At 55.9% G+C, this 20,898-nt stretch carries 23 protein-coding genes; 7 read left to right on the forward strand and 16 right to left on the reverse strand.

Annotation, left to right across the window (positions count from 1 at the left end):
* Positions 1-10 precede the first annotated feature (10 nt).
* The 5 genes from GOV87_RS15755 to GOV87_RS15775 form a co-directional block, all read right to left on the reverse strand.
* Positions 11-808 (reverse strand): ABC transporter permease, encoded by a 798-nt coding sequence (locus GOV87_RS15755; protein WP_170724916.1) that lies wholly within the window; start codon positions 806-808, stop codon positions 11-13.
* Positions 805-1,653 (reverse strand): ABC transporter permease, encoded by an 849-nt coding sequence (locus GOV87_RS15760; protein ID WP_170667832.1) that lies wholly within the window; start codon positions 1,651-1,653, stop codon positions 805-807. Before GOV87_RS15760 ends, GOV87_RS15755 begins: the two co-directional genes overlap by 4 nt.
* Before the next feature lie 65 nt (positions 1,654-1,718).
* Positions 1,719-2,825: an extracellular solute-binding protein gene (locus GOV87_RS15765; RefSeq protein WP_170724917.1), complete on the reverse strand. Its 1,107-nt coding sequence runs from the start codon at positions 2,823-2,825 to the stop codon at positions 1,719-1,721.
* A gap of 76 nt (positions 2,826-2,901) precedes the next feature.
* The gene (locus GOV87_RS15770; RefSeq protein ID WP_170805148.1) at positions 2,902-3,903 is read right to left on the reverse strand and encodes an ABC transporter ATP-binding protein; all 1,002 of its coding nucleotides are present in this window, start codon (positions 3,901-3,903) and stop codon (positions 2,902-2,904) included.
* Entirely contained in the window at positions 3,896-4,786 is an 891-nt protein-coding gene (locus GOV87_RS15775) for a 3-keto-5-aminohexanoate cleavage protein (RefSeq protein ID WP_170570572.1), read from the reverse strand. Before GOV87_RS15775 ends, GOV87_RS15770 begins: the two co-directional genes overlap by 8 nt.
* A gap of 119 nt (positions 4,787-4,905) precedes the next feature.
* Between GOV87_RS15775 and GOV87_RS15780 the strand changes: the two genes are divergently transcribed.
* The gene (locus tag GOV87_RS15780; protein WP_170724920.1) at positions 4,906-5,976 is read left to right on the forward strand and encodes a GlxA family transcriptional regulator; all 1,071 of its coding nucleotides are present in this window, start codon (positions 4,906-4,908) and stop codon (positions 5,974-5,976) included.
* Here the strand turns inward: GOV87_RS15780 and GOV87_RS15785 are convergent.
* The 4 genes from GOV87_RS15785 to GOV87_RS15800 are packed head-to-tail and all read right to left on the reverse strand — an operon-like array spanning position 5,958 to position 10,246.
* Complete coding sequence (locus GOV87_RS15785; RefSeq protein WP_170724921.1) at positions 5,958-6,905, reverse strand: 3-hydroxyacyl-CoA dehydrogenase NAD-binding domain-containing protein; 948 nt, start codon at positions 6,903-6,905, stop codon at positions 5,958-5,960. The genes GOV87_RS15780 and GOV87_RS15785 overlap by 19 nt on opposite strands.
* Positions 6,905-7,708 carry a carnitinyl-CoA dehydratase gene (locus GOV87_RS15790; protein ID WP_170568168.1) on the reverse strand — a complete coding sequence of 268 codons (804 nt, stop codon included), beginning with the start codon at positions 7,706-7,708 and terminating at the stop codon, positions 6,905-6,907. The genes GOV87_RS15785 and GOV87_RS15790 overlap by 1 nt, the downstream gene beginning before the upstream one ends.
* 4 nt (positions 7,709-7,712) lie before the next feature.
* On the reverse strand, positions 7,713-8,753 hold the full coding sequence (locus GOV87_RS15795; RefSeq protein ID WP_170486588.1) for an LLM class flavin-dependent oxidoreductase: 1,041 nt from the start codon (positions 8,751-8,753) through the stop codon (positions 7,713-7,715).
* A gap of 11 nt (positions 8,754-8,764) precedes the next feature.
* Positions 8,765-10,246, reverse strand: coding sequence for an aldehyde dehydrogenase (locus GOV87_RS15800; RefSeq protein WP_170724922.1), 1,482 nt, complete (start codon positions 10,244-10,246; stop codon positions 8,765-8,767).
* Positions 10,247-10,389: 143 nt separating this feature from the next.
* On the opposite strand from GOV87_RS15800, the gene GOV87_RS15805 reads away from it, so the two are divergent.
* From GOV87_RS15805 to GOV87_RS15830, 6 genes are all read left to right on the forward strand, one after another.
* Positions 10,390-10,791: a RidA family protein gene (locus tag GOV87_RS15805; RefSeq protein ID WP_170418304.1), complete on the forward strand. Its 402-nt coding sequence runs from the start codon at positions 10,390-10,392 to the stop codon at positions 10,789-10,791.
* A 32-nt stretch (positions 10,792-10,823) separates the two neighbouring features.
* Positions 10,824-11,591 carry an alpha/beta fold hydrolase gene (locus GOV87_RS15810; RefSeq protein ID WP_254447392.1) on the forward strand — a complete coding sequence of 256 codons (768 nt, stop codon included), beginning with the start codon at positions 10,824-10,826 and terminating at the stop codon, positions 11,589-11,591.
* A complete protein-coding gene (locus GOV87_RS15815; RefSeq protein ID WP_170486591.1) occupies positions 11,588-13,696 on the forward strand; it encodes a CoA transferase in 2,109 nt (702 codons plus the stop codon). Before GOV87_RS15810 ends, GOV87_RS15815 begins: the two co-directional genes overlap by 4 nt.
* Before the next feature lie 13 nt (positions 13,697-13,709).
* A complete protein-coding gene (locus GOV87_RS15820; protein ID WP_010443804.1) occupies positions 13,710-14,312 on the forward strand; it encodes an amino acid synthesis family protein in 603 nt (200 codons plus the stop codon).
* A 497-nt stretch (positions 14,313-14,809) separates the two neighbouring features.
* Positions 14,810-15,958: an AAA family ATPase gene (locus GOV87_RS15825; RefSeq protein ID WP_029622285.1), complete on the forward strand. Its 1,149-nt coding sequence runs from the start codon at positions 14,810-14,812 to the stop codon at positions 15,956-15,958.
* Positions 15,959-16,050: 92 nt separating this feature from the next.
* A complete protein-coding gene (locus tag GOV87_RS15830; protein ID WP_170568171.1) occupies positions 16,051-16,464 on the forward strand; it encodes a hypothetical protein in 414 nt (137 codons plus the stop codon).
* 52 nt (positions 16,465-16,516) lie between these two features.
* Here GOV87_RS15830 and GOV87_RS15835 read toward each other — a convergent pair whose 3' ends face one another.
* From GOV87_RS15835 to GOV87_RS15865, 7 genes are all read right to left on the reverse strand, one after another.
* Entirely contained in the window at positions 16,517-16,693 is a 177-nt protein-coding gene (locus GOV87_RS15835) for a hypothetical protein (RefSeq protein ID WP_157769979.1), read from the reverse strand.
* Positions 16,694-17,265: 572 nt separating this feature from the next.
* Positions 17,266-17,712, reverse strand: coding sequence for a hypothetical protein (locus GOV87_RS15840; RefSeq protein ID WP_010443799.1), 447 nt, complete (start codon positions 17,710-17,712; stop codon positions 17,266-17,268).
* Positions 17,712-17,939 (reverse strand): DUF3955 domain-containing protein, encoded by a 228-nt coding sequence (locus tag GOV87_RS15845; RefSeq protein WP_170568172.1) that lies wholly within the window; start codon positions 17,937-17,939, stop codon positions 17,712-17,714. The genes GOV87_RS15840 and GOV87_RS15845 overlap by 1 nt, the downstream gene beginning before the upstream one ends.
* Positions 17,923-18,696 (reverse strand): hypothetical protein, encoded by a 774-nt coding sequence (locus GOV87_RS15850; protein WP_170603540.1) that lies wholly within the window; start codon positions 18,694-18,696, stop codon positions 17,923-17,925. Before GOV87_RS15850 ends, GOV87_RS15845 begins: the two co-directional genes overlap by 17 nt.
* 159 nt (positions 18,697-18,855) lie before the next feature.
* Positions 18,856-19,146 (reverse strand): hypothetical protein, encoded by a 291-nt coding sequence (locus tag GOV87_RS15855; RefSeq protein ID WP_170418286.1) that lies wholly within the window; start codon positions 19,144-19,146, stop codon positions 18,856-18,858.
* Positions 19,147-19,291: 145 nt separating this feature from the next.
* A complete protein-coding gene (locus GOV87_RS15860; RefSeq protein ID WP_029622284.1) occupies positions 19,292-19,807 on the reverse strand; it encodes a DUF805 domain-containing protein in 516 nt (171 codons plus the stop codon).
* Between the two features lie 327 nt (positions 19,808-20,134).
* Entirely contained in the window at positions 20,135-20,836 is a 702-nt protein-coding gene (locus tag GOV87_RS15865) for an IS6 family transposase (RefSeq protein WP_170389003.1), read from the reverse strand.
* Between the last annotated feature and the right edge of the window lie 62 nt (positions 20,837-20,898).

A 20,898-nucleotide genomic window follows, 5' to 3' on the forward strand; every position in this document is an offset into this window, starting at 1 on the left:
GCAGCCTCATTCATTCTGCCTGAGCCCGCGTGTTTCGCCGCGACAGAATCGCAGAAACGGCAAAGGCAATCAGGGTGATGGCAATCAGGATCACGGCAGCGGCAGCCACTGTCGGATCGGTGTTTTCACGGATGCCGTTCCACATGCGGCGCGGCAGCGTATAAACGCTGTATTTCGAGATGAACAAGGTCACCACGATTTCATCCCAACTGAGGATAAAGGCAAAGAGCGCCCCGGCAAAAACCCCCGGCCTGATCGAAGGCAGGATCACCCGGCGCATGGTGGTCCAGTTGGAGGCCCCGAGATTCTTGGAGGCTTGTTCAAGCTTGGGATCAAACGTTGCCAAAGACGCGCTGACCGTGATCAGCACCATTGGGGCTGCCAGGATTGTATGCGCAAGGATCAAACCGGCGTAGCTGTCCAATAGACCCAGAGGGATCCACAACCGATAGAACGCCATGGCGGAAATAATCTGCGGTATGATCAATGGTAGCAGCAGAAAGGCGCGAACCAGTTCGCTGAATCGCGAGGAAACTCGCCATAGACCGATCGCACAAAGCGTGCCTAAAAGCGTCGCTAATGCGGAGCAGGACAGGGCAATCACGCCACTTTGGAAAAAACTCGACAGCCATTCCTCACTGGTGAACAGCTTCTCGAAATGACGCAGAGAATACTCGCCCTGCGGCATAGACAAAAAGCGTTTCGGCGTCAACGAAACAGGGATGGCGATCAGGGCCGGTGTCACTAGAAACAACAGCAGCACCCATGCCCCCACGCGGTTGAAAAATGAGAACAGGCCCGGCTTCATCGCGCTGCCCCCCCGAACACCGTGCTCAGCTTCATGAACCGCGACATGATCCAAAGCATCGCCAGAACGCCAAACAGCATGATGGCCGCCAGCATCGCCGCCGTGCCCCACTTCAAAGTCACCAGCAATTGAACCGAGATGTATTCTGCCACCATCAGCACCTTGCCGCCGCCCAACACGGCCGGTGTGACATAAAACCCGAGGCTGAGGATGAAAACCAACAGGGTCGAAGCCACAAGCCCCGGCATGGTCATCGGCAGGTAGACCCGCCAGAAGGTCTGGCTTCCGCTGGCCCCCAGGTTGCGCGAGGCGTCCATCACCCTCTGATCAATGGATTGCATCGAGACCAGCAATGGCAACACCGCATAGGGGATCATGTAATGCACCATTCCAATCAGAACGCCCAACTCATTGCGCATGAAGGCGATGGGTTCAGCAACCAGGCCGATGTCTTCCAATGTGACATTGACCAGCCCCTTGCGTCCCAGCAACATGAGCCAGGCGAAGGTGCGTACGAGGATGGAGATCCAGAACGACACCAATAGCAGGGTCAGCATGTAAGTCTTCTGGCGTTGATGGCAATGCACCATCGCATAGGCGATGGAATAGCCGAAAATGACGCTGAAGACCGTCGTGATGATGCAGATTCGTACCGTGGTCCAGACAATGCGGATCAACGCATCACCTTCCGCCAGTTTGGCATAGTTGCCAAACCCAGGCTCGGGGTCTGTCACGCTCAGCCAAAGAATATTCAGGATCGGCCCGAGATAGAGCGCGACCACCATCAGCAGCAAAGGCGCGATAATCAGCCATCCTGGGTGGATATGACGGTTTAAGGCTTGCATCCAGAGCTTTCGGAAAGGGTTTGGCAACCCGACCCTTAGGATCGGGTGACCATAAGCTAAAGCGATCAGCTGATCGCTTCGAGGAAGGCATTCACCGCGTCGCCGCCGTTTTTACCCCACCATTCAGGATCGTTGTAAACGATCTTGTCGATGTTCATGGCCGAGGTGATCGCATAAGGCTGTTGGTCCTCGGGAATCTGGCCAAAGGCCTCGGGATTCGACGGAGTCATGCCAAGGCAATCCAACAGCGCCAGCTGCGCTGGTATATCCTGCGCCGTGGCGATGAAATCCATGACTGCGGCACCAGCGGGGTTGCCCTTAGGCACGATATACGCCCCCGGCATCGCCATCGCCTGATTGTTCACCAGCTTGTATTGACCGTCAGTGTCGTTTTCGATGTTGCGACCCCGGTTCTGCCAGATGATCGCCATCGAGACCTCGTTGTTGACCACCATCGAGTGAACTTCCGATCCAGAGCCCCAGTAAAGGCTGTCATCTTTGATCGACTGGATTTTGTTCAGAGCGCGGTCCATGTCAAGCGGGTAGAGATCGCTGCCAGCGACGCCATCGGCCATCAATGCGGCCTCGAGCGACCCATTTGCCCATTTGTAAAGCGCACGGGTCCCGGGGAATTTCTCGGTATCAAAGAAATCGGCCCAGTTTTGCGGTGGATTATCGCCATAGGCTTCAGTGTCATACACAAAGGCATACCCGTAGAGGATGATCGACACCCCATATTCCAGCGCATAGCCGGGCAGCGTTTTCTCCTTGGACACCACGGAATAGTCAATCGGCTCCAGATGCCCGGTTGGTCCAAGTGACACGGCGTTGAACAAATCCGCATCCGCCACATCGGCCGTCACATTGCCACTGTCGACCATTTCCTTGATCTTGCCTTCCAGCGGACCAGAGGTATCAAACTTCAAACCTTTGCCGGTTTTGGCGGTAAAGGCCTCACCGATGGCCGAGCCATGGCATTCTTCGGATTGGCCGCCCCAGTTCCACATCACGACATGGTCTGCCGCCGCTTCGGCGTCGCCCGCCAGTACCGCATTCATTGCAACACCCGAGGCACCGCAAAGCGCCAGAAACGTGCGCCGGTCCATGCGGCCAGCCTTGAACGCCTGGGCGCTTTCGGCAAGCATTTCCTTTTTGAATTGTTTATCGTGCATTTTCTTCCTCCCATTTGATCCGAGATTTGACTCGGCTTTCGGTCATGACGCCTCTGGGCGTTCTGTGTTGGGGTGCCTAGCCCGCTTGTAGCTCCACTGCTGCTGTATCCTTCCAAAGCAAATCCACCCTCACCCCCTCTGCCAGATCAGAGGCGTTGCGCCAGACGTCGATATCAACCTCAATCTCGGCCCCCTCGTCGGTGTCCACGATGATCCTCTGCATCGAGCCGAAATAGGTGATGCTGCGAATGGCGCCCCTCATCCGGGCCTCGGTGTTTTCGTTGCCAAGCATCAGATCAATTTTTTCCGGGCGAAGGGCAAAGACCTTCCCCTGTTGATGAATGAAGTTCGATTTCCCCAGAAAGCTGGCGGTGAACTGATTGATCGGGCGCTCGTACAGCTCTTTTGGCGTGCCAACCTGCTCGATCGCGCCGTCGCGCATGATCACGATGCGGTCAGACATCGACAGTGCCTCTTCCTGATCATGGGTGACATAGATGAAGGTGGTGCCAACGCGACGATGAATGTCCTTGAGCTGCTCCTGCACTTCGACACGCAGCTTTTTGTCCAGCGCTCCCAGCGGTTCGTCCAGCAACAGCACAGGCGGCGCAAAACACAAGGCACGTGCAAGGGCCACACGTTGTTGCTGACCACCAGACAACTGCCCCGGTTTGCGATCTGCAAACTCCTGAAGCTGAACCAGCTCCAGCATCTCGTCGACACGGTTCCGAATTTCGTCGGCGGGGCGTTTACGCACGCTTAGCGCATAACCCACGTTGTCGCGAACAGTCATATGGGGGAACAGAGCATATCCTTGAAACACCATGCCGAAATTGCGCTTTTCGGCTGGCACATCCGAGATGGACGCACCGTCCAGCGCAATCTCTCCTTTCGATACGTCGAGAAACCCGGCGATCATCATTAACAAGGTGGTTTTGCCCGATCCCGACGGGCCCAACAGCGTCAGGAACTCTCCATTTCGGATATCCAGGCAGATGTCGTTGACAGCACGGAACTGACCAAAAAACTTGGAGACATTGCGAATTTGCAAGCTACCGGTTTGGGTTGGATCAGCCATCCGCCCCCCTCAGGTTCAGCTTGTTGCGCGACTCTTGCGGTGTCAGGATCCGCCCACCCATCCGTTCGATAATCTCTCGGGCGCGGGTGACAAGCTGGCCGTTTGTCGCCAGAACCCCGCGATCAAGGTAGATGTTGTCCTCAAGACCGACACGCACATTCCCGCCAAGCGCGACAGCTGCGGCTGCCATCGGCATCTGCCCCCGCCCAATCCCAAAACTGGCCCAGCTGGCGCCTACGGGCAGTTGCGCCTTCATGGCCGCCATGGTCTCCACCGTTTGATCGGCCCCCCATGGAATTCCAAGGCACAACTGGAACATCGGCGGCGCATCAATCAGCCCCTCCTCCACCATCGCCTTGGCAAATCGGATATGGCCGAGATCAAAGACCTCAAGCTCGGGCTTTACACCCCATTCTTGAACCAGTGCCGCCATCCGACGCAGTGTCGGTGGCGTGGAAATATAGATCATGTCCGTGTCGGAAAAATTCAGCGTGCCACAATCGAGAGAGCAGATTTCAGGCAGGCATTCCTTGATATGGGCCAGCCGTTCTTCTGGTCCGATCATGTCGGTGCCCGGACCGGGCATGGCGGGATTGGACGGGTCTGAAATCCAATCGCCCCCCATACCTGCCGTAACATTGATGACCACATCCGTATCGCTTTCGCGTATTCGATCCACGATTTCCTTGAAGAGCGCCGGATCGCGCGAGCCCTGCCCCGTTTCAGGATCACGCGCATGCACATGCGCGGCAGAGGCCCCTGCCCTGGCGGCTTCGATTGCCGCATCAGCAATTTCTTTCGGGGTCACCGGCACGTGAGGGCTCTTGCCGGTCGTATCTCCCGCACCGGTAACTGCGCAGGTCAGCACAACTTCGTAGGTCATATCCGAGCCCCCCTTTTTACCTAGATTGCCGCGCGATTGACGGATAAAGATGTCGATTATCCGCCACAGATTAGGTTAGAATGGCGAAAAATCTGACCTAAAGCTTCTTGGTAAAACCAATGCATGTCGACATCACAACGCATATGGCTCGGGCTAAACGGCATGCCGTATTTGTCGTTGTCCCGCGTTTCAACCTGACCACGCTGATCACCATGATCGAAACCATGCGGATCGCAAATTACCTGGCGTCAGAACCGATGTTTTCCTGGGACATCGTCTCGTTCGACGGTCCTGAGATTGTTGCCAGCAATGGCATGACGACCGCAGTTGACACCGACTACGGGAGCCTCACTCCGGCAGATTTTGTGTTTGTGTTGGGCAGTTGGGGTACTGAACACTACGAAAACACCGCTTTACTCACCTGGTTGCGAAAACGCGCACGCGCAGGCGAAACTGTTTGCGGCGTTGAATTGGGCAGCTACATCGTCGCACGTGCAGGCCTGTTGGACGGCAAACCTGCGACTATTCACTGGTCGTGGTTGAGCGGGTTCCGGGAATCCTTTGATCGGGTCGATGTTCATGAGTGTCTGTTCACTATTGACGGCAAGGTAATGACGTGCGCGGGCGGGTTGGCTGGGGTCGATCTGATGCTAAGGCTGATTGAATCCATCAGCGACAGCGGCTTTTCGGGGGAGATTGCAGACCAGATGCTGCATCACCCCATTCGCGACGCCGCCTCACCCCAGCGCAGCACCATGGGCCGGAGCACGGAAACCATGCTTCCGTTGATCCGAGAAGCGATGACCCTGATCGAAGAAAACATAGAAGAGCCGCTCAAAGTGCCCCAAATCGCTGATGTTCTGGGTGTTTCTCAGCGTCAACTGGAACGCCAATTCAAGAAACACGTGGGCTGTACCGTGGTGCAATTCGGCTTATTGCGCCGATTGCAGAATGCTCGCCTGCTGTTGATTTCGACCGACCTCAGTGTACGCGAGATTGCCACCGCATCAGGATTCAATACACTGTCACATTTTGCCTATTCATTCGGTAAATTCTTCGGCCGGCGCCCATCCGAATACCGTGAGGCATGGCCGAAAAGCGAGCCGGCACCCAGCTGGCCCGGCTCTCTCTCGGATTTCTTGTCCATTCTGAACAACGTGCCCGCTCAAGGTTATCCCCCGCGGGACTGACGCAGAGCATTCAGCACTGCAACTATTTCGCGATCTCGTTGGGCTGCCATGTCCTCGAAATCTCGGTCGCCGGCGACAGCGTTGCAGCCATCGACCATGCGATCGCGCAATTCCTTCGTCAGCTCAGGTGCCTCCAACCGGGTCCAGGGCAGTTTAAGCGCCGGGCCGAACTGATCCAGGTTGGTGGCCATGCCTCCGGTACCACAGGCCACGTGAAAAGCCATACACTGACCCTGCGAGACCATACGAGGCGCCGGGCCGTTCATGAGTGCGATGTCGATGTCTTCCGGCGTTGCCTCTCCATTGGCGACCATATGCAGGGCCTCTCGCCAAAGCGCCTCTTGCAGTCGGGTCGCGACAAAGCCGGGGATCTCTTTTTTCATCATCAACGGGGCCTTGCCCGCTATTTCGTAGAATTCCCCGGCCCAAGCCACCGCCTCTGGTGATGTCTGTTCGCCGCCCACGATTTCGACCAGTGGTAGCAAATATGGTGGATTGAAGGGATGGCCGATCACACAGCGTTCCGGTGTCGCGCAAGTCGCTTGGATGTCGGTCATCATCAAGCCGGACGTGGAAGAGCCAATCACGACGTCTGTTGGCAAAATGAGCCCGAGTCGTTGATAAAGTGCCTGCTTGATCTCAAGACGCTCGGGCGCGCTTTCCTGCACAAATTCGGCGCCGTCCAGCGCAGCCTCCAGATCAGTGACAATACGCAAACGGTCAAGCGACGCGCCAGCAGCAAGGCCCAAATCCGTCAAGCTTTTCCAGGCAGTATGCAGGATCTCGTAGAAAGCATCAGTTTCGCTCGCGTCATGCAAATAGGCGGTCACATCATAACCACGCGCAAGAAAATGCGCTGCCCAGCCGCCGCCGATGGGGCCGGCTCCAATGCTGGTGATGCGGGTGATCGATGAGGGGTCAGGATACATCACTCACCCTTGAATTTGGGTTCACGCTTTTCGACAAAAGCCGCGACACCTTCGGCCGCGTCATCAGATTTCAGCATCTTGCGGTAGATCGGCATCGGATCGGTGCGCATCTTGTGAAAGGCCTGTTCCAGCGGCACGCACTCGATCTCGCGCTGCACTTCCTTGACGGATTGCATTGCAAGAGGCGCTGACCAGGCAATCGAGGCCGCCCATTCCCGGGCCGCTGTCATCAATTGATCCTTTGGAACCACCTTGTTGACCAACCCGTAATGCGCTGCCTCGGTGGCGGTCATGCGACGGCCCAATAGAAACATCTCCATCGCGATATTGTGCGGTATTCTCCGAGGCAGGCGTTGTAGTGCCCCCGCATCTGGAACGATGCCCAAAGGCATTTCAGGCAGGCCAAACTCCACATGATCCGCCGCAATCAGCAGATCACAGGCCATGGCCATCTCGAATCCACCGCCGATTGCAAGACCGTTGATGGCCGCGATAACCGGCTTGTTGAGCGCCCAATTCTCGGTCAGACCCGTGAACCCGCCAAACCCGTAGTCATCACTCTCCCACCAGTTGTCGAGTTGCATTTCGCCCTCGTTCAGGGCCTTCAAATCCCACCCGGCCGAGAAAATCCGATCTCCGCCCCCGGTCAGAATCGCGCAACGCAAGTCCTTGTCCTCGTGCAGCTCCTTAAACGCCGCGGCCAAGGCCTGACTGGTGGGAACGTCGATGGCGTTTACTTTGCCCCGCTCTAGTGTGATTTCCAGAACGTGGCCGTCGCGGTGTGTTTTGACCCCTTCTGCCATTGCTTCAGTCCTCCTTGAATTCCGGCATGACCTCGTCGCAGAACATGCGCAAGGATCGCTGCTGCGCCGCGTGATCAAGCCCCATCGAGGCATAGTAGATGAACTCGTTCACACCGAGCCCCTGATATTTCTTGAGCTTTCCAATCACACGCTCAGGTGAACCGAACATTAGGTTTTCTTCCAGCATCAAGGGATCATACTGTTCCCGGCCCTCCAACTGATCCAGCGGAATGGAAGCAGGAAAACCATCTTTGACATCGCCCAAATTGCGATAGAGGTTTTCGAACTGGCTCAGCAATCGTCGCACCGCCTTCATCGCGTTTTCGCCATCGGCCGCATTGTCGTAAACGCAGGAATGGCGCATCAGCGCAAAACGTGGAACCCAGCCATTATCCGCTTTTTCAATCGCCTCATCGAGTTGCTTTTTGTACAGCTCGGCCTCAGCGAACGGGCGGGTGAAAGGCCAGCAATTCACGTGGCAGCGTTCACGCATGGCGTAGTCATAGGTGATCGGCGAGCGCGCCGCGACCCAAACCGGAACCTCGGCTTGCAATGGTTTGGGCACCGAGGTTGATGTCGGGAATTGCCAATATTCGCCTTCATGCGCATAATCGCCCTTCCACAACTCGCGCACCGTGGGCAGCATCTCTTGCATATAGCGCCACGCATCAGATTGCTTGAGGCCCGGCTTCATGCGATCGAACTCGCGCTGATAGGCACCTGACCCGATACCAAACTCCAACCGACCGCCGCTTAAAAGATCCAGCATCGCGGCTTCACCGGCCAGGTTAATCGGGTGCCAGTACGCAGCGGTCGCCACCGCCGTACCAAGCCGGATCCGGCTGGTCTCGGATGACCACCAAGTCAGCAGTTGGAACGGGTTGGGCGCAATCGTCATTTCCAGCGCGTGATGCTCAGCAGCCCAAACGATATCGAAACCGCCATCCTCGGCGATTTGCACCATCTCCAATGTGTGGCGCGCGACGTCTTTCATATCAAGACTGTTGTCGATCCGCTCCATGTTTACGGCAAGTTGGAATTTCATGCTCACCTCCCTCAGCGCATTACAAACGGGTTCGCCATCGGCTCATCCGATGTGTTCATCCAGACCGTCTTGGGCCGGGTGTAATCGTAGATCGCCTGGAACCCGCTTTCGCGGCCATAGCCTGATCCTTTAACGCCACCAAACTCCGCTATCGGCGACACAACACGGTAGGTGTTCACCCAGACGATGCCGGCACGCACCGCATTTGCCATGCGCAAGGATCGCGCGCCGTCGGTGGTAAAGATGCCCGCCGCCAGCCCATGTTCGGTATCGTTGGCCAGTTCCAGCACCTCAGATTCGGTCTTAAAACGCTGGACGCAAAGTACAGGGCCGAAAAGCTCTGTATCGACGATACGCAGATCCTGCCGTGGGCAGTCGATGATGGTTGGCTCGAAATATAGCCCTGCTTTGCCTTCCGGCTGCTTGCCCCCCACCAGAACTGTGCCGCCCTCTTCCTGAGCGAAGGCAACCTCGCGTTGGATGTGGTCCAACTGTCCAGGGGTGCAAAGCGGCCCCATCTGAGTTTCCTCGGCCAGTGGATCGCCAATGAGGATCTGCTGCGCCTGCGCCACCATCCTGTCGAGAAACTCATCCGCGATGTCCTCGTGCAAGTAGAGCCGCGATCCGGCGACGCAGCTTTGCCCTGTCGCGCCAAAGATACCGGCAATCGAGGCATTGACTGCACTTTCGATATTGGCGTCATCAAAAACAATGAAGGGCGACTTGCCGCCCAGTTCCAATGAGACCTCGGCAAAGTTGCGTTTTGCGTTCTCCAGCACATGGCGCGCGGCATTTGGGCCACCGGTAAAAGAGACGCGCGCCACCAGTGGATGCCCGGTCAAAGCCCGTCCACAGGGCTCACCATGACCCGTTACGATGTTGACCACACCAGACGGGATACCGGCCATTTCGACAAGTCGCCCAAACTCCAGCATGGCCGCGCTGGCATGTTCGGATGCTTTTAGAACAACCGTATTCCCGGCAGCCAATGCCGGGCCGATCTTGACCGCTACAAGGAACAATTGCGAATTCCAGGGCACCACGGCAGCAACCACGCCCAGAGGTTCGCGCTTGGTAAAGACAAACATGTCAGGTTTGTCGATGGGCAGTGTCTCGCCGCTTACCTTATCCGCACACCCAGCAAAAAAGTGGAAAAACTCGGCAATGTACTTGGCTTGCCAACGCGTTTCCTTGAGCATCTTGCCGGTGTCGATGGATTCAGTTCGTCCCAGCTCTTCGGAATGATCCGCCAGAAGATCGCCCAGCTTGCGCAGGCATTTGCCGCGCTCGGTCGGTGTCATCCGCGCCCAGGGGCCGCTGCTAAAAGCAGTGTGCGCCGCGGTGACTGCGCGGTTGATATCATCCTCAGTTGCCTCTGGAACACGGCTCCAGACCTCACCATTGGCTGGGTTGACGCTGTCAAAAGTACCGCCATCCGCAGCGTCGACCCAGTCGCCATCAATCAGCATCTGATAGTTTTTGACATCAGCCATGGCGTGCCTCCCCCCTGATTGTTGCCTCCCTATTCATGTCTGCTTTCGCGCCTCAGGGTTATGAAAATACGACGCAGTCTGTCGAAAAATCCGGGTCTCGCATCCGATCATGGGTGCAGGCTGTTCCAAAGGGAGGCTTGGAAATGGGTAGCAAAAAGCAGGTTATCGGAGGTCCACTGGAAATTGGCGGACGGGTTCTGTCGCTGTCCCGCGCCATTCGGGCAGGTGATTTCGTTTTTCTGACAGGGCAAATTCCTATGCGAGACGGCGTGCCTATGACCGATGGCACCGTCGAAGAGCAGACCCGCGCAGTTTTGGACGACATCACCAAGACACTAGCCAAGGCAGGCTGCACCCGCGACGATGTCATCAAGGCCATGGTCTGGCTGCGGGAGCGCGACGATTTCCCTGGATTTAACGCCGTCTACGCCGACTATTTTCCAGTTGAGCCTCCAACCCGGTCGGCTGTGGTCAGCGATCTTCTGGTGGATGCCCGCGTTGAGGTCGAAGTCGTAGCCTATCGCCCCCTCAAGGACCAATCCTGATGGGCATAGCACCAGACGGAACCCATTTAAAAATGACAGGACCAGAAGGTGCGCCTGTTGTGGTAATGATCCATGGGCTGGGCCTGAACCAGGATTGCTGGCAATGGACGATCCCTGCACTGTCTGATCGCTTTCGCGTTCTCACCTATGATCTATATGGTCATGGGCAAAGTGCCCCGCCACCCGAACGCCCCAGCCTTTCAATGTTTTCACGCCAGCTAGAGAGCTTGCTGGACCACTGCGCCATCCAAAGCGCGGTTATCGCAGGGTTCTCGTTGGGTGGCATGATCGCGCGTCGGTTTGCCCAGGATGTGCCACAACGGGTTTCAGCTCTGGTGATCCTTCATTCCCCTCACAAACGGACCGACGCCGCACAAGAGGCAATCTTGAAACGGGTGGAACAGGCACGGTGGGACGGACCAAAGGCAACGGTCGAAGCTGCGCTGGACCGGTGGTTCACCGATGCGTTCCGCCAGTCCAACCCTCGTATGATGGAGACGGTACGCGACTGGGTCATGGCCAATGACAAAGCAATTTACCACACTATCTATCGCGTGCTGGCCGATGGTATCGACGAAATTGTTGCGCCAAGCCCGCCGATTTCTTGCCCGGCGCTGGTGATTACCGGTGATGAGGATTTCGGCAACGGGCCTGACATGGCCTATGCCATCGCAAGCGAGATTGCGGGGGGCAGTGCACTTATCCTCCCGGGACTGCGGCATATGGCACTTGCCGAAGACCCGGACGCAGTGAACAAGCCACTCCGCAGCTTTCTCAACAATCTGGATCTGAAGCCATGAGCACCAAAATCCTCAAAGGCCTGCGTGTGTTGGATTTGAGCCGGATGCTTTCAGGTCCCTATTGTACAATGCATCTGGCGGATCACGGGGCCGAGGTGATCAAGATCGAAGGCAAACATGGCGACACCAGCCGCGGCAACGGACCGTTCCGTCAAGACGATCCGGATCATGCCTGGGCCGGCTACTTTGTAAGCCTGAACCGCGGCAAGAAAAGCGTGCAGCTTGATCTGAAATCGTCCGAGGGCTGCGCGACTTTTCGAGAACTTGCGGCAACGGCGGATGTCATCGTCGAGAATTTCCGCCCGGGCGTAATGGATCGCCTTGGCCTGTCTTATGAAAGCCTTGCTGCCGACAACCCCCGGCTCGTCTATGCCGCGATCCGTGGCTTTGGCGACCCGCGCACAGGCCAAAGCCCCTATGCCAACTGGCCTTCGTACGATGTGGTTGCGCAGGCCATGGGCGGTCTGATGTCCGTCACCGGACCGAATGCTGACACACCCACCAAGACCGGACCTGGGGTGGGTGACATATTCACCGGCATGATGATGGCTTTCGGTATCATGACCGCCCTGCGCGAGGCCGAAGCGACGGGCAAAGGGCAGTTTGTGGATGTGGCCATGTATGATGCCATGATCTCGCTCTGCGAAAGAATGGTTTACTTGCATAACGTGACAGGAGAGGTGCCCGGACCGGAAGGCAACGGGCATCCATTCCTTTCCCCGTTTGGCCTTTACCCTGCAGCCGATGGCCACATCGCGCTTGGTATTGTCGATGACGCGTTTTGGCAGCTTTTGACACGGCTGATGGGGCAACCGTCACTTGGACAAGATGACCGCTTCTCCACAAGGGCGGCCCGGGCCAACCATGCTTCCGAAGTCAACAAAATCGTACGCGATTGGACCCGACAACGGACTAAGGAGCAATTGACGGCAACACTGGGTGGCCAGGTCCCGTTCGGCCCGATGAACAATATCTCGGACATCGCGGCCGACCCTCATGTAGCCAGTCGCGGCATGCTGGCGAAGGTCCCGCATCCGGATGCGGGGCATGAACCTTGGATCGTGGCAGCAAACCCGTTGCGGTTCGGTCGACACCGCCAAGGTGCACTGACGACCCCTCCTGCGCTAGGTGAGCACAATAGCATTCTGGAAGGATTGACCCCACCGGAGTCGACGGAACCCTTAGCCGGGAAGGCGCTGCGCGACGCCTTCGGGCGCTTTGCCACCGGTGTGACAGTGGTAACTACCCGGCAGCCGGACGGGACCCCGCGCGGGTTCACGGCGAACTCATTTACCTCCGTTTCTCTCGACCCACCTCTACTCCTGGTTTGTGTCGGTAAGCAGGCCTTGTCCTTTGAAACCTTCCTGCAGGCGGATCATTTCACGGTCAACGTCCTGTCGGACGACCAAAAAGAAATCTCGGGCCTTTTCGCGTCTCAATCAGCCAAAAAATTCGACATTGCAGCCTGGCAACCTGACGCGCGGAACATGCCCACGATAGACGGTGCGCTCGCCCGGTTCAGCTGTGCCCGACACCGTTTGGTCGATGCTGGTGACCATCTGATCCTGATCGGCCGCGTGGAGGATTTCGAAACGCGCGAGGGACATCCGCTGGGCTACTTTCGCGGTGCCTATTTCGATTTGGGGCTCAACAGTGCCCTGACAGAGGCCGCCACTGCAGGTGGTGTGACCGTCGGAGCGGTACTGGCCAACGAAGATCGGGTCCTACTCTCCGTTGACAAAAGCGGGCACATTTCAGTGCCGGTTGCTCCTGCAAATAACAATTCTGCAGATGGGCTGATCACTGATCTGTCAAACCGAGATTTGATTGTAGAGCTGGCGCATCCTTATGCGGTTTATCGAATATCCAAAAGTGGGACGCAGCGGATCATCTACCACGGAAGCGTTCATGGGCAGCCCCCTGACGGCATGCAATACTTTGGTCTCGGCGACTTGCCGCTGGAACGCGTACGCGACGGGGCTGAAAATTCGATGTTGCGCCGTTACGCAAAGGAAAACAGCCACGGTACATTTGGTTTCTACCACGGAACTGAAGTCGAAGGCGTCGTACACACACCGACCGGGCACCACAGCTATCACGTTTGACAGGAGAAGCAATATGATCCCCGAATTGCGCAAGGTAGTCACCTTTGATGAGGATATTCACACAGAAGGAGGCCGACCTTCGGAACCCGTGTTGCGCATGATCGGCGTGGCAGCGGTGGTCAGAAACCCTTGGGCAGGACGTGGCTTTGTCGATGATCTTTCACCAGAGATTCAGCGCATGGCGCCAGTTCTGGGAGAGATGCTCACCAACAGACTGATCGCTCTGGCGGGGTCAGGCGATGCGATAGAAGCCTACGGAAAAGCCTGTATCGCCGGGACAAGTTGTGAGATTGAACATGCCTCCGCGCTTATTCACACCCTGCAGTACGGAAATTATTATCGTGAGGCAGTGGGTGCAAAAAGCTATCTCGGTTTCACAAACACGCGAGGGCCCGCGAACACCCAAATTCAGATCCCGCTGATGGACAAACATGATACCGGGCGGCGGTCGCACTACCTGACCGTCCAGTTTTCAATCTACGACGCGCCGGATGTGGATGAACTTGTTGTGGCTCTGGGGGCATCAACCCGTGGTCGCCCGCACCACCGGATCGGCGACCGATACTCAGACCTCGCTGCCTTGGGAAGGGATGTGGAGAACCCGGCTGGGGTCTAGTTTGTTACGATGATGATGCGTATCAGGTAATTGGCTTGAGGCAAGTTGTTGTCTTCGATGCAGACCAACTCAGCACGAGAGCTGACAATCAACAAATAAGGATTGGGCGCAAAATCGCCAACGACCGCCGCCTCCTTGATGGGGTATTCTGGGTCGGCTAAACCGGAGTCACTTCGCGTTCAGCCGGAAGCGTTTAGAAATGCTCAGACACTCATCATCAGGCAGCGAGCGCCAAACATGGAGTTCGCTCAGGGACACCAACCTCATAAAAAGCGGCTTTACAACTACTACCCACCTCCCTTTTTCTAGTGCGTCTAGCTCATTTGGACAGAAATAACAGCAAGGAAGTTTGTTCCATGCAACTGTGTCAGCCACAGACAAAGCTCTCATTCGCAGCGGCTACATGAAAGCCTTAATCAAAACCTGTTGCGGACATCCTGTGTTTAGTCTGATAGGTCGTCTGTTGATGTGTGATCGCCGGAGCCGGAAAGACTGAAATGCTTGTTACAGTTGCTGTCGCCGGTTATCGATCTCTCCGAAATCTGGTTCTGCCACTTGCTCCCCTGACGGTAATTACCGGTGGCAATGGGGTCGGAAAGTCGTCGCTGTATCGCGCGCTTCGAATGTTGAGCGAGGTGTCACAAGGTAGTGTTATCTCTACACTCGCGTCTGAAGGAGGGTTGGGCTCCACAATGTGGGCGGGGCCTGAAGTGCTGTCTCGAGGGATGAAAACGGGTGAAGTACCCATCACCGGAACGACTCGGAGCAAACCAGTCGGCCTAAAGCTTGGCTTTGCGTCCGAAGACTACGGGTACGCAGTCGAGCTTGGATTGCCAGCAGAAACCTCAGCCTTTTCTAATGATCCTGAGATCAAGTCCGAAGCATTGTGGATCGGCGAGACATTGAGCCGACACAACGCGCTTGCAGAGCGCCGTGGCCCGTGTGTACGGGTACGGTCGGAGTACGGTTCTTGGAACCAGGCGGCCACTACCCTTCCACCGTTTGACAGTATGATGACCCACGCAGCCGATCCGAATAACGCATTAGAGCTGCTGCATTTACGAGACCGTATGCGGAATTGGCGGTTCTATGATCAACTTCGGACTGATCGTGAGGCCCCGGCCAGAAGGCAACAGGTCGGCACCCGAACTCCAATTCTTGCAAGTGACGGCTCGGACCTGGCGGCAGCTATTGAGACAATTCGGGAAATCGGCGATGTGGCAACACTTGAAAAGACCGTCATGGACGCATTTCCGGGAAGTTCAATTGAGGTTCATGCGAAAGATGGGTTATTCAGCCTCACAATGAAACAGCACGGGTTGCTGCGCCCGCTCAGCACTGCGGAATTGTCGGATGGGACCCTGCGATACCTGCTCCTCGTGGCGGCCTTACTGACGCCACGACCTCCTAGCCTGATGGTCCTAAATGAGCCCGAAACAAGCCTGCATCCTGACTTAATCCCACCTCTAGCTCGGTTGATCAAAGAAGCCTCCGCGCGAAGTCAGATCATCGTCGTTTCTCACAACCGAGCGTTAGCCAAAGCTTTGAGCAAGGGTAATGCGCTCACGCATCACCTCGGCAAAGCCACTGGGGAAACCTTTGTCGAAGCGGCGGAACCCATACCTTGGTCGTGGCCCAAACGATAGCCTTTAGGGAAGTGCTAACAACGCGCGCGATTGAGTTGTGCGTTACACGGAATCGCCTTGACCCACACTGACCTCGCGCGCGATATAACCGCATGGTTTCCAAATCTACGGTACAACTTGCCACTATCTTGTATGGCTTGAGTTCATCGATTGTAGTGGCCGAAAAGGTTCATTTTTCTGGACTCTATGTCCCGGAAGGTCTTTCGTGCGCGGAAGGCGCGCGGATTTCGGAGGAATATGGGGACCTTCGTGCCGGATACGTCATCTATGACGACGAGGGGCGCAAATCGGACGACGGGTCTTGTGCTTACGCTCAAGTTCAGGCTCTTCGCGGAACCGCGGTGCAAATCGTTGATCTGGCCTGCTCATTTGACGGTGCAACCTATTCTTACCGCCAGCTCTTAACCCCGCTTGAGAAAAATAGGCTGCTGGTTGTAAACTCACCAGACGAAGAAACCTCCACTTACCAGATCTACACTTTATGCGGATGGGTTCCTGAGAGCTGAATGCGGTAGCGCTCTCCCGGCGACTTCGTGAACTAGTCTTAAAGGAAACTCATCAGGCGGTTGGCCACACTAGATTTAGCAAAAGAATAACGACTGCAAAGGCGACCGCAAGTGTCAGCCGCTGTCTTCCCTTGCTCTTTCCGTCAAGGACACCGGTAAGCTGCATTAACCAATAGGTGGCGTAAAGTAAGGCACCAGAAGCAAGCGCGTGCGCGACATCATAGTTCATAGGTTTTCCGTCATTTGATGATTCCATAAATCTCAATGATGAGTGCAGATTCCCGTTATTTCCATGGCTAAGATGATCTCCGGGCCGTATTCTGCATAACCTAAATCGGTGCAAGGTTAGTTACATCTGGGTCGCCCGTTGAAAAGCCCCTCTATGGCCCACTTATATCCCTGCGGCGTCGCAATCAAAGAATAAGGGCAACGATACTAATAGGGCTCGAACGTAGTAGATGACGTATTCGCTAGGGTAGAACATAAAATGTCGTTTTCTACATTCGTCGTTGCGTTGGTTACAATCGGTTGCGTGCCTGTGAATTCGACAATCCACTAGTATGCTCGCCGACCATCGTTGAGCCGCTCGATATTGCTGGGCGGACCCTGATCCAAAACCACCGACAGGGTGTCCTGTCACGCGCCGCCTTGCCGGACGGAATCTGCACATCCCGCCAGAAGCAGAAAGCTGAAGATCAAGGCTGCGGCAGAGAGTGCTATCTAAGTTTTTCGACAATAGATTTTCCTCTAGCAGACCCGCACAATTGTTCTATTTCGATGCAGGAAGCTGCGCTAGCTGAGTCATTGGTATTCACGCACCGCGAGATCGGCGGCCTCCTTGGGAAGGATGAGGTTCCATCGCCTGTTCGCGATCTCCTCTCTGACCGTCACGGCGCTAACCATCCTGTTCCCAACTCGCAGCTCAAGGTCCTTTCCGATCTTCGCTCTTGTCAGGCCCGCCACGGCGAAAGCAGCGTCTTTGTTTAGCTCGAGCCGAAGGATCACTTGCTCATTGCCGGTCTCTTCGGTGCTCATTTCGCGGACAGCAGCAGGCATTAGAGCAATCGGGCCGATGGAAATCCAGTCAGGAAATCGCTCTACCACGCATACCGGGTAGTCCCCTGGATGTCTTCCACCGCCGAGGTCCAGGCAGTTGTCCTCCTGTACGGCCAGCTGTACACGCGCGCCCGCCCAGAACGCGGCAGTCACCAGCACTACCATCGCCGCGACTAAGGCGAAGAGCCGCATTAACGGTTCCAAAAATAGAGAAACAGCGACGTCAGAAGCATCGCCACTGCACCTAAGGTGAATATCCATCCAAGGCCGAGAAGGAAAAACGCTTCGCGCAGCACTCCGTCCTCGTCAATCTGCACACCTTGCACCCAATAGAGGACCCATAAAACCGCACCAATGGTCAAAGAGAACAGCGCCGAGATCAGGGTCACTTTCGCGGCGCGCCTAGTTGCACTGATCATATCGATAGTCTCCGTATTCGATCCAACGCTCTGAACCATCTTCAAAAACGAGAAACTCGGAACGGTCCTGGCCCAAGAGAGCGACGATAAAGCCACGCGGCGGCTCTGCATTGCCGAAGTAGCTGTAGGACGTCATTGCGTCCATCGTTTCACCGTTGACCGTAACACGCGCGTCCCAGTCGCTGCCGGTGTCGACAATGGCATATTCGATCTGTCGCTGAGTGCCGCCCCCGCCGCAGTAGACTACGCCTTCAGGTGCTTCCGGAAGGGAACCTGAACCCGACGAGGCGAGGTTACTACAACTGCGTTTCAACGAACGGATGGCCGCCGAAGACCCCTTCAATTCGAGGATCGCATACGAAATGTCCTGATCGGTCATAGAGAGATTGAGCGTCGCGTTAGCGGCAATCTGATCCAGAACAAACACGTAGTCATTGGCGTCATTGAACTCAATTTCGACGGGGTAATTGTCCACAACCCGGAAGGAACTGTTGGCCCGCCCGGCCTGAAACGCACCGACTTCAGCTGTGCCGTTGCTCATGAATCGAAACGAAAGCCCCTGCTTGTTCACGATGTCTTGGCTGTCTTCATAGCCTGCTGGAGCAAACCGTATGCGGTCGCATTGCAGTTCTAAAGTGATATTGTTCGCCTGAATGAATGCATTAGGGCTTGGGCCTGAACTAAACTGCCAATCTGCCATTGCCGACAATGGAGCAGCGAGCAAAAAGGACGTAAATAATGTGGAAAGCCAGTTCATTTATGACCTCATTATTGTAGAGAGCGAAACCGTCGGCTGCCGGTGTTCAAATTCGTGAGAGCCGGTTGACTCATCAACCTAGTGCCCAAAGCCACACCCGCTTCACATCTTTTTTCCTCTTGGAATAGGCGGCTCTTTAGACCGCCCGCTTCAAAGAGCTTATCCCTCACCCATGAAGAACACGGACGTGACAGCGCCGGACGGAGTCGTCTCGCAGACCCAGAAATTTTGCGCGCCGGGTACGTTCATGAGCAGGCTAAAGCCATCGTCAAGGCGAGTAACGTCGTTCACTGACGAACCGGTGACACCGACGGTAGAGTTGACATCTGCGACGCAATTGGCGCGCGCGACGGCCTCACCGTCACCAGAGCCGGGTTGCGTCGTCTCGACACAGCCTGCGACAGCCGTTGCAACGAAGACTGCAAGGCCAATTTTTGAATAGTTAGACACTTATTCCCCCCAATTTGATTCTGTTGGTTGTTGACAGTCGGAATAGCGAGACCCGTGCAGGCAAACCGTAGATTCTTCCTTAGTATTCTCCCAAACAACTTTACTACGTCCCCGCAAAACCTCTGACCAAGTCTGCGTCATAGCGTCAAACTGGAGCGGGACCGTATGCATTATCGCCTTCTTGTGACGGTCGACTCAGCCACCAGATCATGAGCACTGAGAGTATGAGTTGCAGAATACCGACAACCATCAACCCGGTGACACCGAGGAAAGCCGCTGGGCCCCTCAGAGTTTCAGGATCATTCGCGCCTTGCTCGAGCGCAGAGAACACTGCGATGCCACTGAACAGCATGAGCACAGTCGCGATGCTTAGTGCTGCAGGCAAAAGCAAATACCAGCCCGGTCGTCCTGTGTCGTGCAGTCGACGCCATCCAGCAGCCAGCATGGGTATTAGAACGGCAAGCTGAAAAATTGGGGTCAGGACTTGGATGCCTTGTCCGGTTTCGGGATCCGTCCCAAAGATTGATGCGTCGACGATTGCAAAGACGAGGCTTACGAGAACAACAAACAGCACAAACCACCAGTACTCAGACCTCACTGCACGCCCGGAAAAAACAAAGTACTTTCCAAAGCACGTTTTGGTTGCTTGAACAAATCCCATATTTCCGAACTCCTTAGAGCGGCGGCCCGATCTCTCTGAAATCATGGACCCTACTCCACGGCTTAGTCAATCGCCTTGGCACTGCTCCCTCAAAACCGGTGAGTGTCCAAATTCGCCACCTTAGAATCTTCTCTGAAGCAGCGCTCGGTTTCCCTGCTGCGGTAGTACAAAATGCACCTGGTAATCCCGACCCATACCGTGGCCTCCGTGTCACCTCATCATGCTTTTTGAGTGAAGCACGCTTCTGGGGTAAACCAGACGCGAAGACGCACGCACGGTGTTGTCACGTTAACTTCCGACCCACCAAGGAATGCTGATGCCCGGACTTCAAGCAGCTCGAGTGGCGGCATTCCAGGCGTCAAATGCTTCGAGGCGGTGATATCGAATTGTTAAGGCTGAGCGACGGCGTGCGGGGGCACAGAAGCAATTCCGAACGGCTGAATGGGTTGTCACGAACCTCTGCAAACCTCCTGGGGACCGAAACCCCTGCATCGTTCGTTCCCGCTTACGGAATGGCAGGTGGCTGTTTTCGGCTCGATTGTTCAAACCCTTGTGTGACCAATGATCCAACCCCGGCGCGACTTCTCGCTTGGCGGCGCCATATGAGCGCAGTTTGTCCGTGATGATCCGCTTGGGAAGAATACCAAAACGCTTTACCAGGCGGCGTAACAGCCGTTTTGCAGCCCGTTTGTCCCGTTTCGGTTGGAGTATTTCGTCCAGCACGATGCCATGTTGATCGACCGCGCGCCAAAGCCAATACTTGCGACCTGAGATTCTCACGGCAACTTCATCCAGATGCCAGACATCACCTGGGCAGCCCTGTCTCTGCCGCAAGTTTTGAGCTATCGCCGGCCCGAATTTGAAGACCCAACGGCGGACGGTCTCGTAAGAAACATCGATCCCACGTTGTAGAAGCATCTCTTCAACTTCCCGTAGGCTCAAATTGAAGCGAACATAAAGCCACACCGCGTGAGCGATGATCTGAGGAGGAAATCGGTGGTGCTTGTAGCTGATCGACGATGAATTCATCGATGTCACCTATGTCCAAATCCAAGCATGAGCAACCGAACGACGGTTAACGTGACAACACC

The organism is Ruegeria sp. HKCCA5426 (assembly GCF_013034585.1).
Taxonomy (GTDB): Bacteria; Pseudomonadota; Alphaproteobacteria; order Rhodobacterales; family Rhodobacteraceae; genus Ruegeria.

Excerpts from the sequence above, each read along its gene's own strand:
- GOV87_RS15755 (WP_170724916.1), bottom strand. The coding sequence starts at position 808 with ATGAAGCCGGGCCTGTTCTCATTTTTCAACCGCGTGGGGGCATGGGTG.
- GOV87_RS15760 (WP_170667832.1), bottom strand. The coding sequence starts at position 1,653 with ATGCAAGCCTTAAACCGTCATATCCACCCAGGATGGCTGATTATCGCG.
- GOV87_RS15765 (WP_170724917.1), bottom strand. The coding sequence starts at position 2,825 with ATGCACGATAAACAATTCAAAAAGGAAATGCTTGCCGAAAGCGCCCAG.
- GOV87_RS15770 (WP_170805148.1), bottom strand. The coding sequence starts at position 3,903 with ATGGCTGATCCAACCCAAACCGGTAGCTTGCAAATTCGCAATGTCTCC.
- GOV87_RS15775 (WP_170570572.1), bottom strand. The coding sequence starts at position 4,786 with ATGACCTACGAAGTTGTGCTGACCTGCGCAGTTACCGGTGCGGGAGAT.
- GOV87_RS15780 (WP_170724920.1), top strand. The coding sequence starts at position 4,906 with ATGCATGTCGACATCACAACGCATATGGCTCGGGCTAAACGGCATGCC.
- GOV87_RS15785 (WP_170724921.1), bottom strand. The coding sequence starts at position 6,905 with ATGTATCCTGACCCCTCATCGATCACCCGCATCACCAGCATTGGAGCC.
- GOV87_RS15790 (WP_170568168.1), bottom strand. The coding sequence starts at position 7,708 with ATGGCAGAAGGGGTCAAAACACACCGCGACGGCCACGTTCTGGAAATC.
- GOV87_RS15795 (WP_170486588.1), bottom strand. The coding sequence starts at position 8,753 with ATGAAATTCCAACTTGCCGTAAACATGGAGCGGATCGACAACAGTCTT.
- GOV87_RS15800 (WP_170724922.1), bottom strand. The coding sequence starts at position 10,246 with ATGGCTGATGTCAAAAACTATCAGATGCTGATTGATGGCGACTGGGTC.
- GOV87_RS15805 (WP_170418304.1), top strand. The coding sequence starts at position 10,390 with ATGGGTAGCAAAAAGCAGGTTATCGGAGGTCCACTGGAAATTGGCGGA.
- GOV87_RS15810 (WP_254447392.1), top strand. The coding sequence starts at position 10,824 with ATGACAGGACCAGAAGGTGCGCCTGTTGTGGTAATGATCCATGGGCTG.
- GOV87_RS15815 (WP_170486591.1), top strand. The coding sequence starts at position 11,588 with ATGAGCACCAAAATCCTCAAAGGCCTGCGTGTGTTGGATTTGAGCCGG.
- GOV87_RS15820 (WP_010443804.1), top strand. The coding sequence starts at position 13,710 with ATGATCCCCGAATTGCGCAAGGTAGTCACCTTTGATGAGGATATTCAC.
- GOV87_RS15825 (WP_029622285.1), top strand. The coding sequence starts at position 14,810 with ATGCTTGTTACAGTTGCTGTCGCCGGTTATCGATCTCTCCGAAATCTG.
- GOV87_RS15830 (WP_170568171.1), top strand. The coding sequence starts at position 16,051 with ATGGTTTCCAAATCTACGGTACAACTTGCCACTATCTTGTATGGCTTG.
- GOV87_RS15835 (WP_157769979.1), bottom strand. The coding sequence starts at position 16,693 with ATGAACTATGATGTCGCGCACGCGCTTGCTTCTGGTGCCTTACTTTAC.
- GOV87_RS15840 (WP_010443799.1), bottom strand. The coding sequence starts at position 17,712 with ATGCGGCTCTTCGCCTTAGTCGCGGCGATGGTAGTGCTGGTGACTGCC.
- GOV87_RS15845 (WP_170568172.1), bottom strand. The coding sequence starts at position 17,939 with ATGATCAGTGCAACTAGGCGCGCCGCGAAAGTGACCCTGATCTCGGCG.
- GOV87_RS15850 (WP_170603540.1), bottom strand. The coding sequence starts at position 18,696 with ATGAACTGGCTTTCCACATTATTTACGTCCTTTTTGCTCGCTGCTCCA.
- GOV87_RS15860 (WP_029622284.1), bottom strand. The coding sequence starts at position 19,807 with ATGGGATTTGTTCAAGCAACCAAAACGTGCTTTGGAAAGTACTTTGTT.
- GOV87_RS15865 (WP_170389003.1), bottom strand. The coding sequence starts at position 20,836 with ATGAATTCATCGTCGATCAGCTACAAGCACCACCGATTTCCTCCTCAG.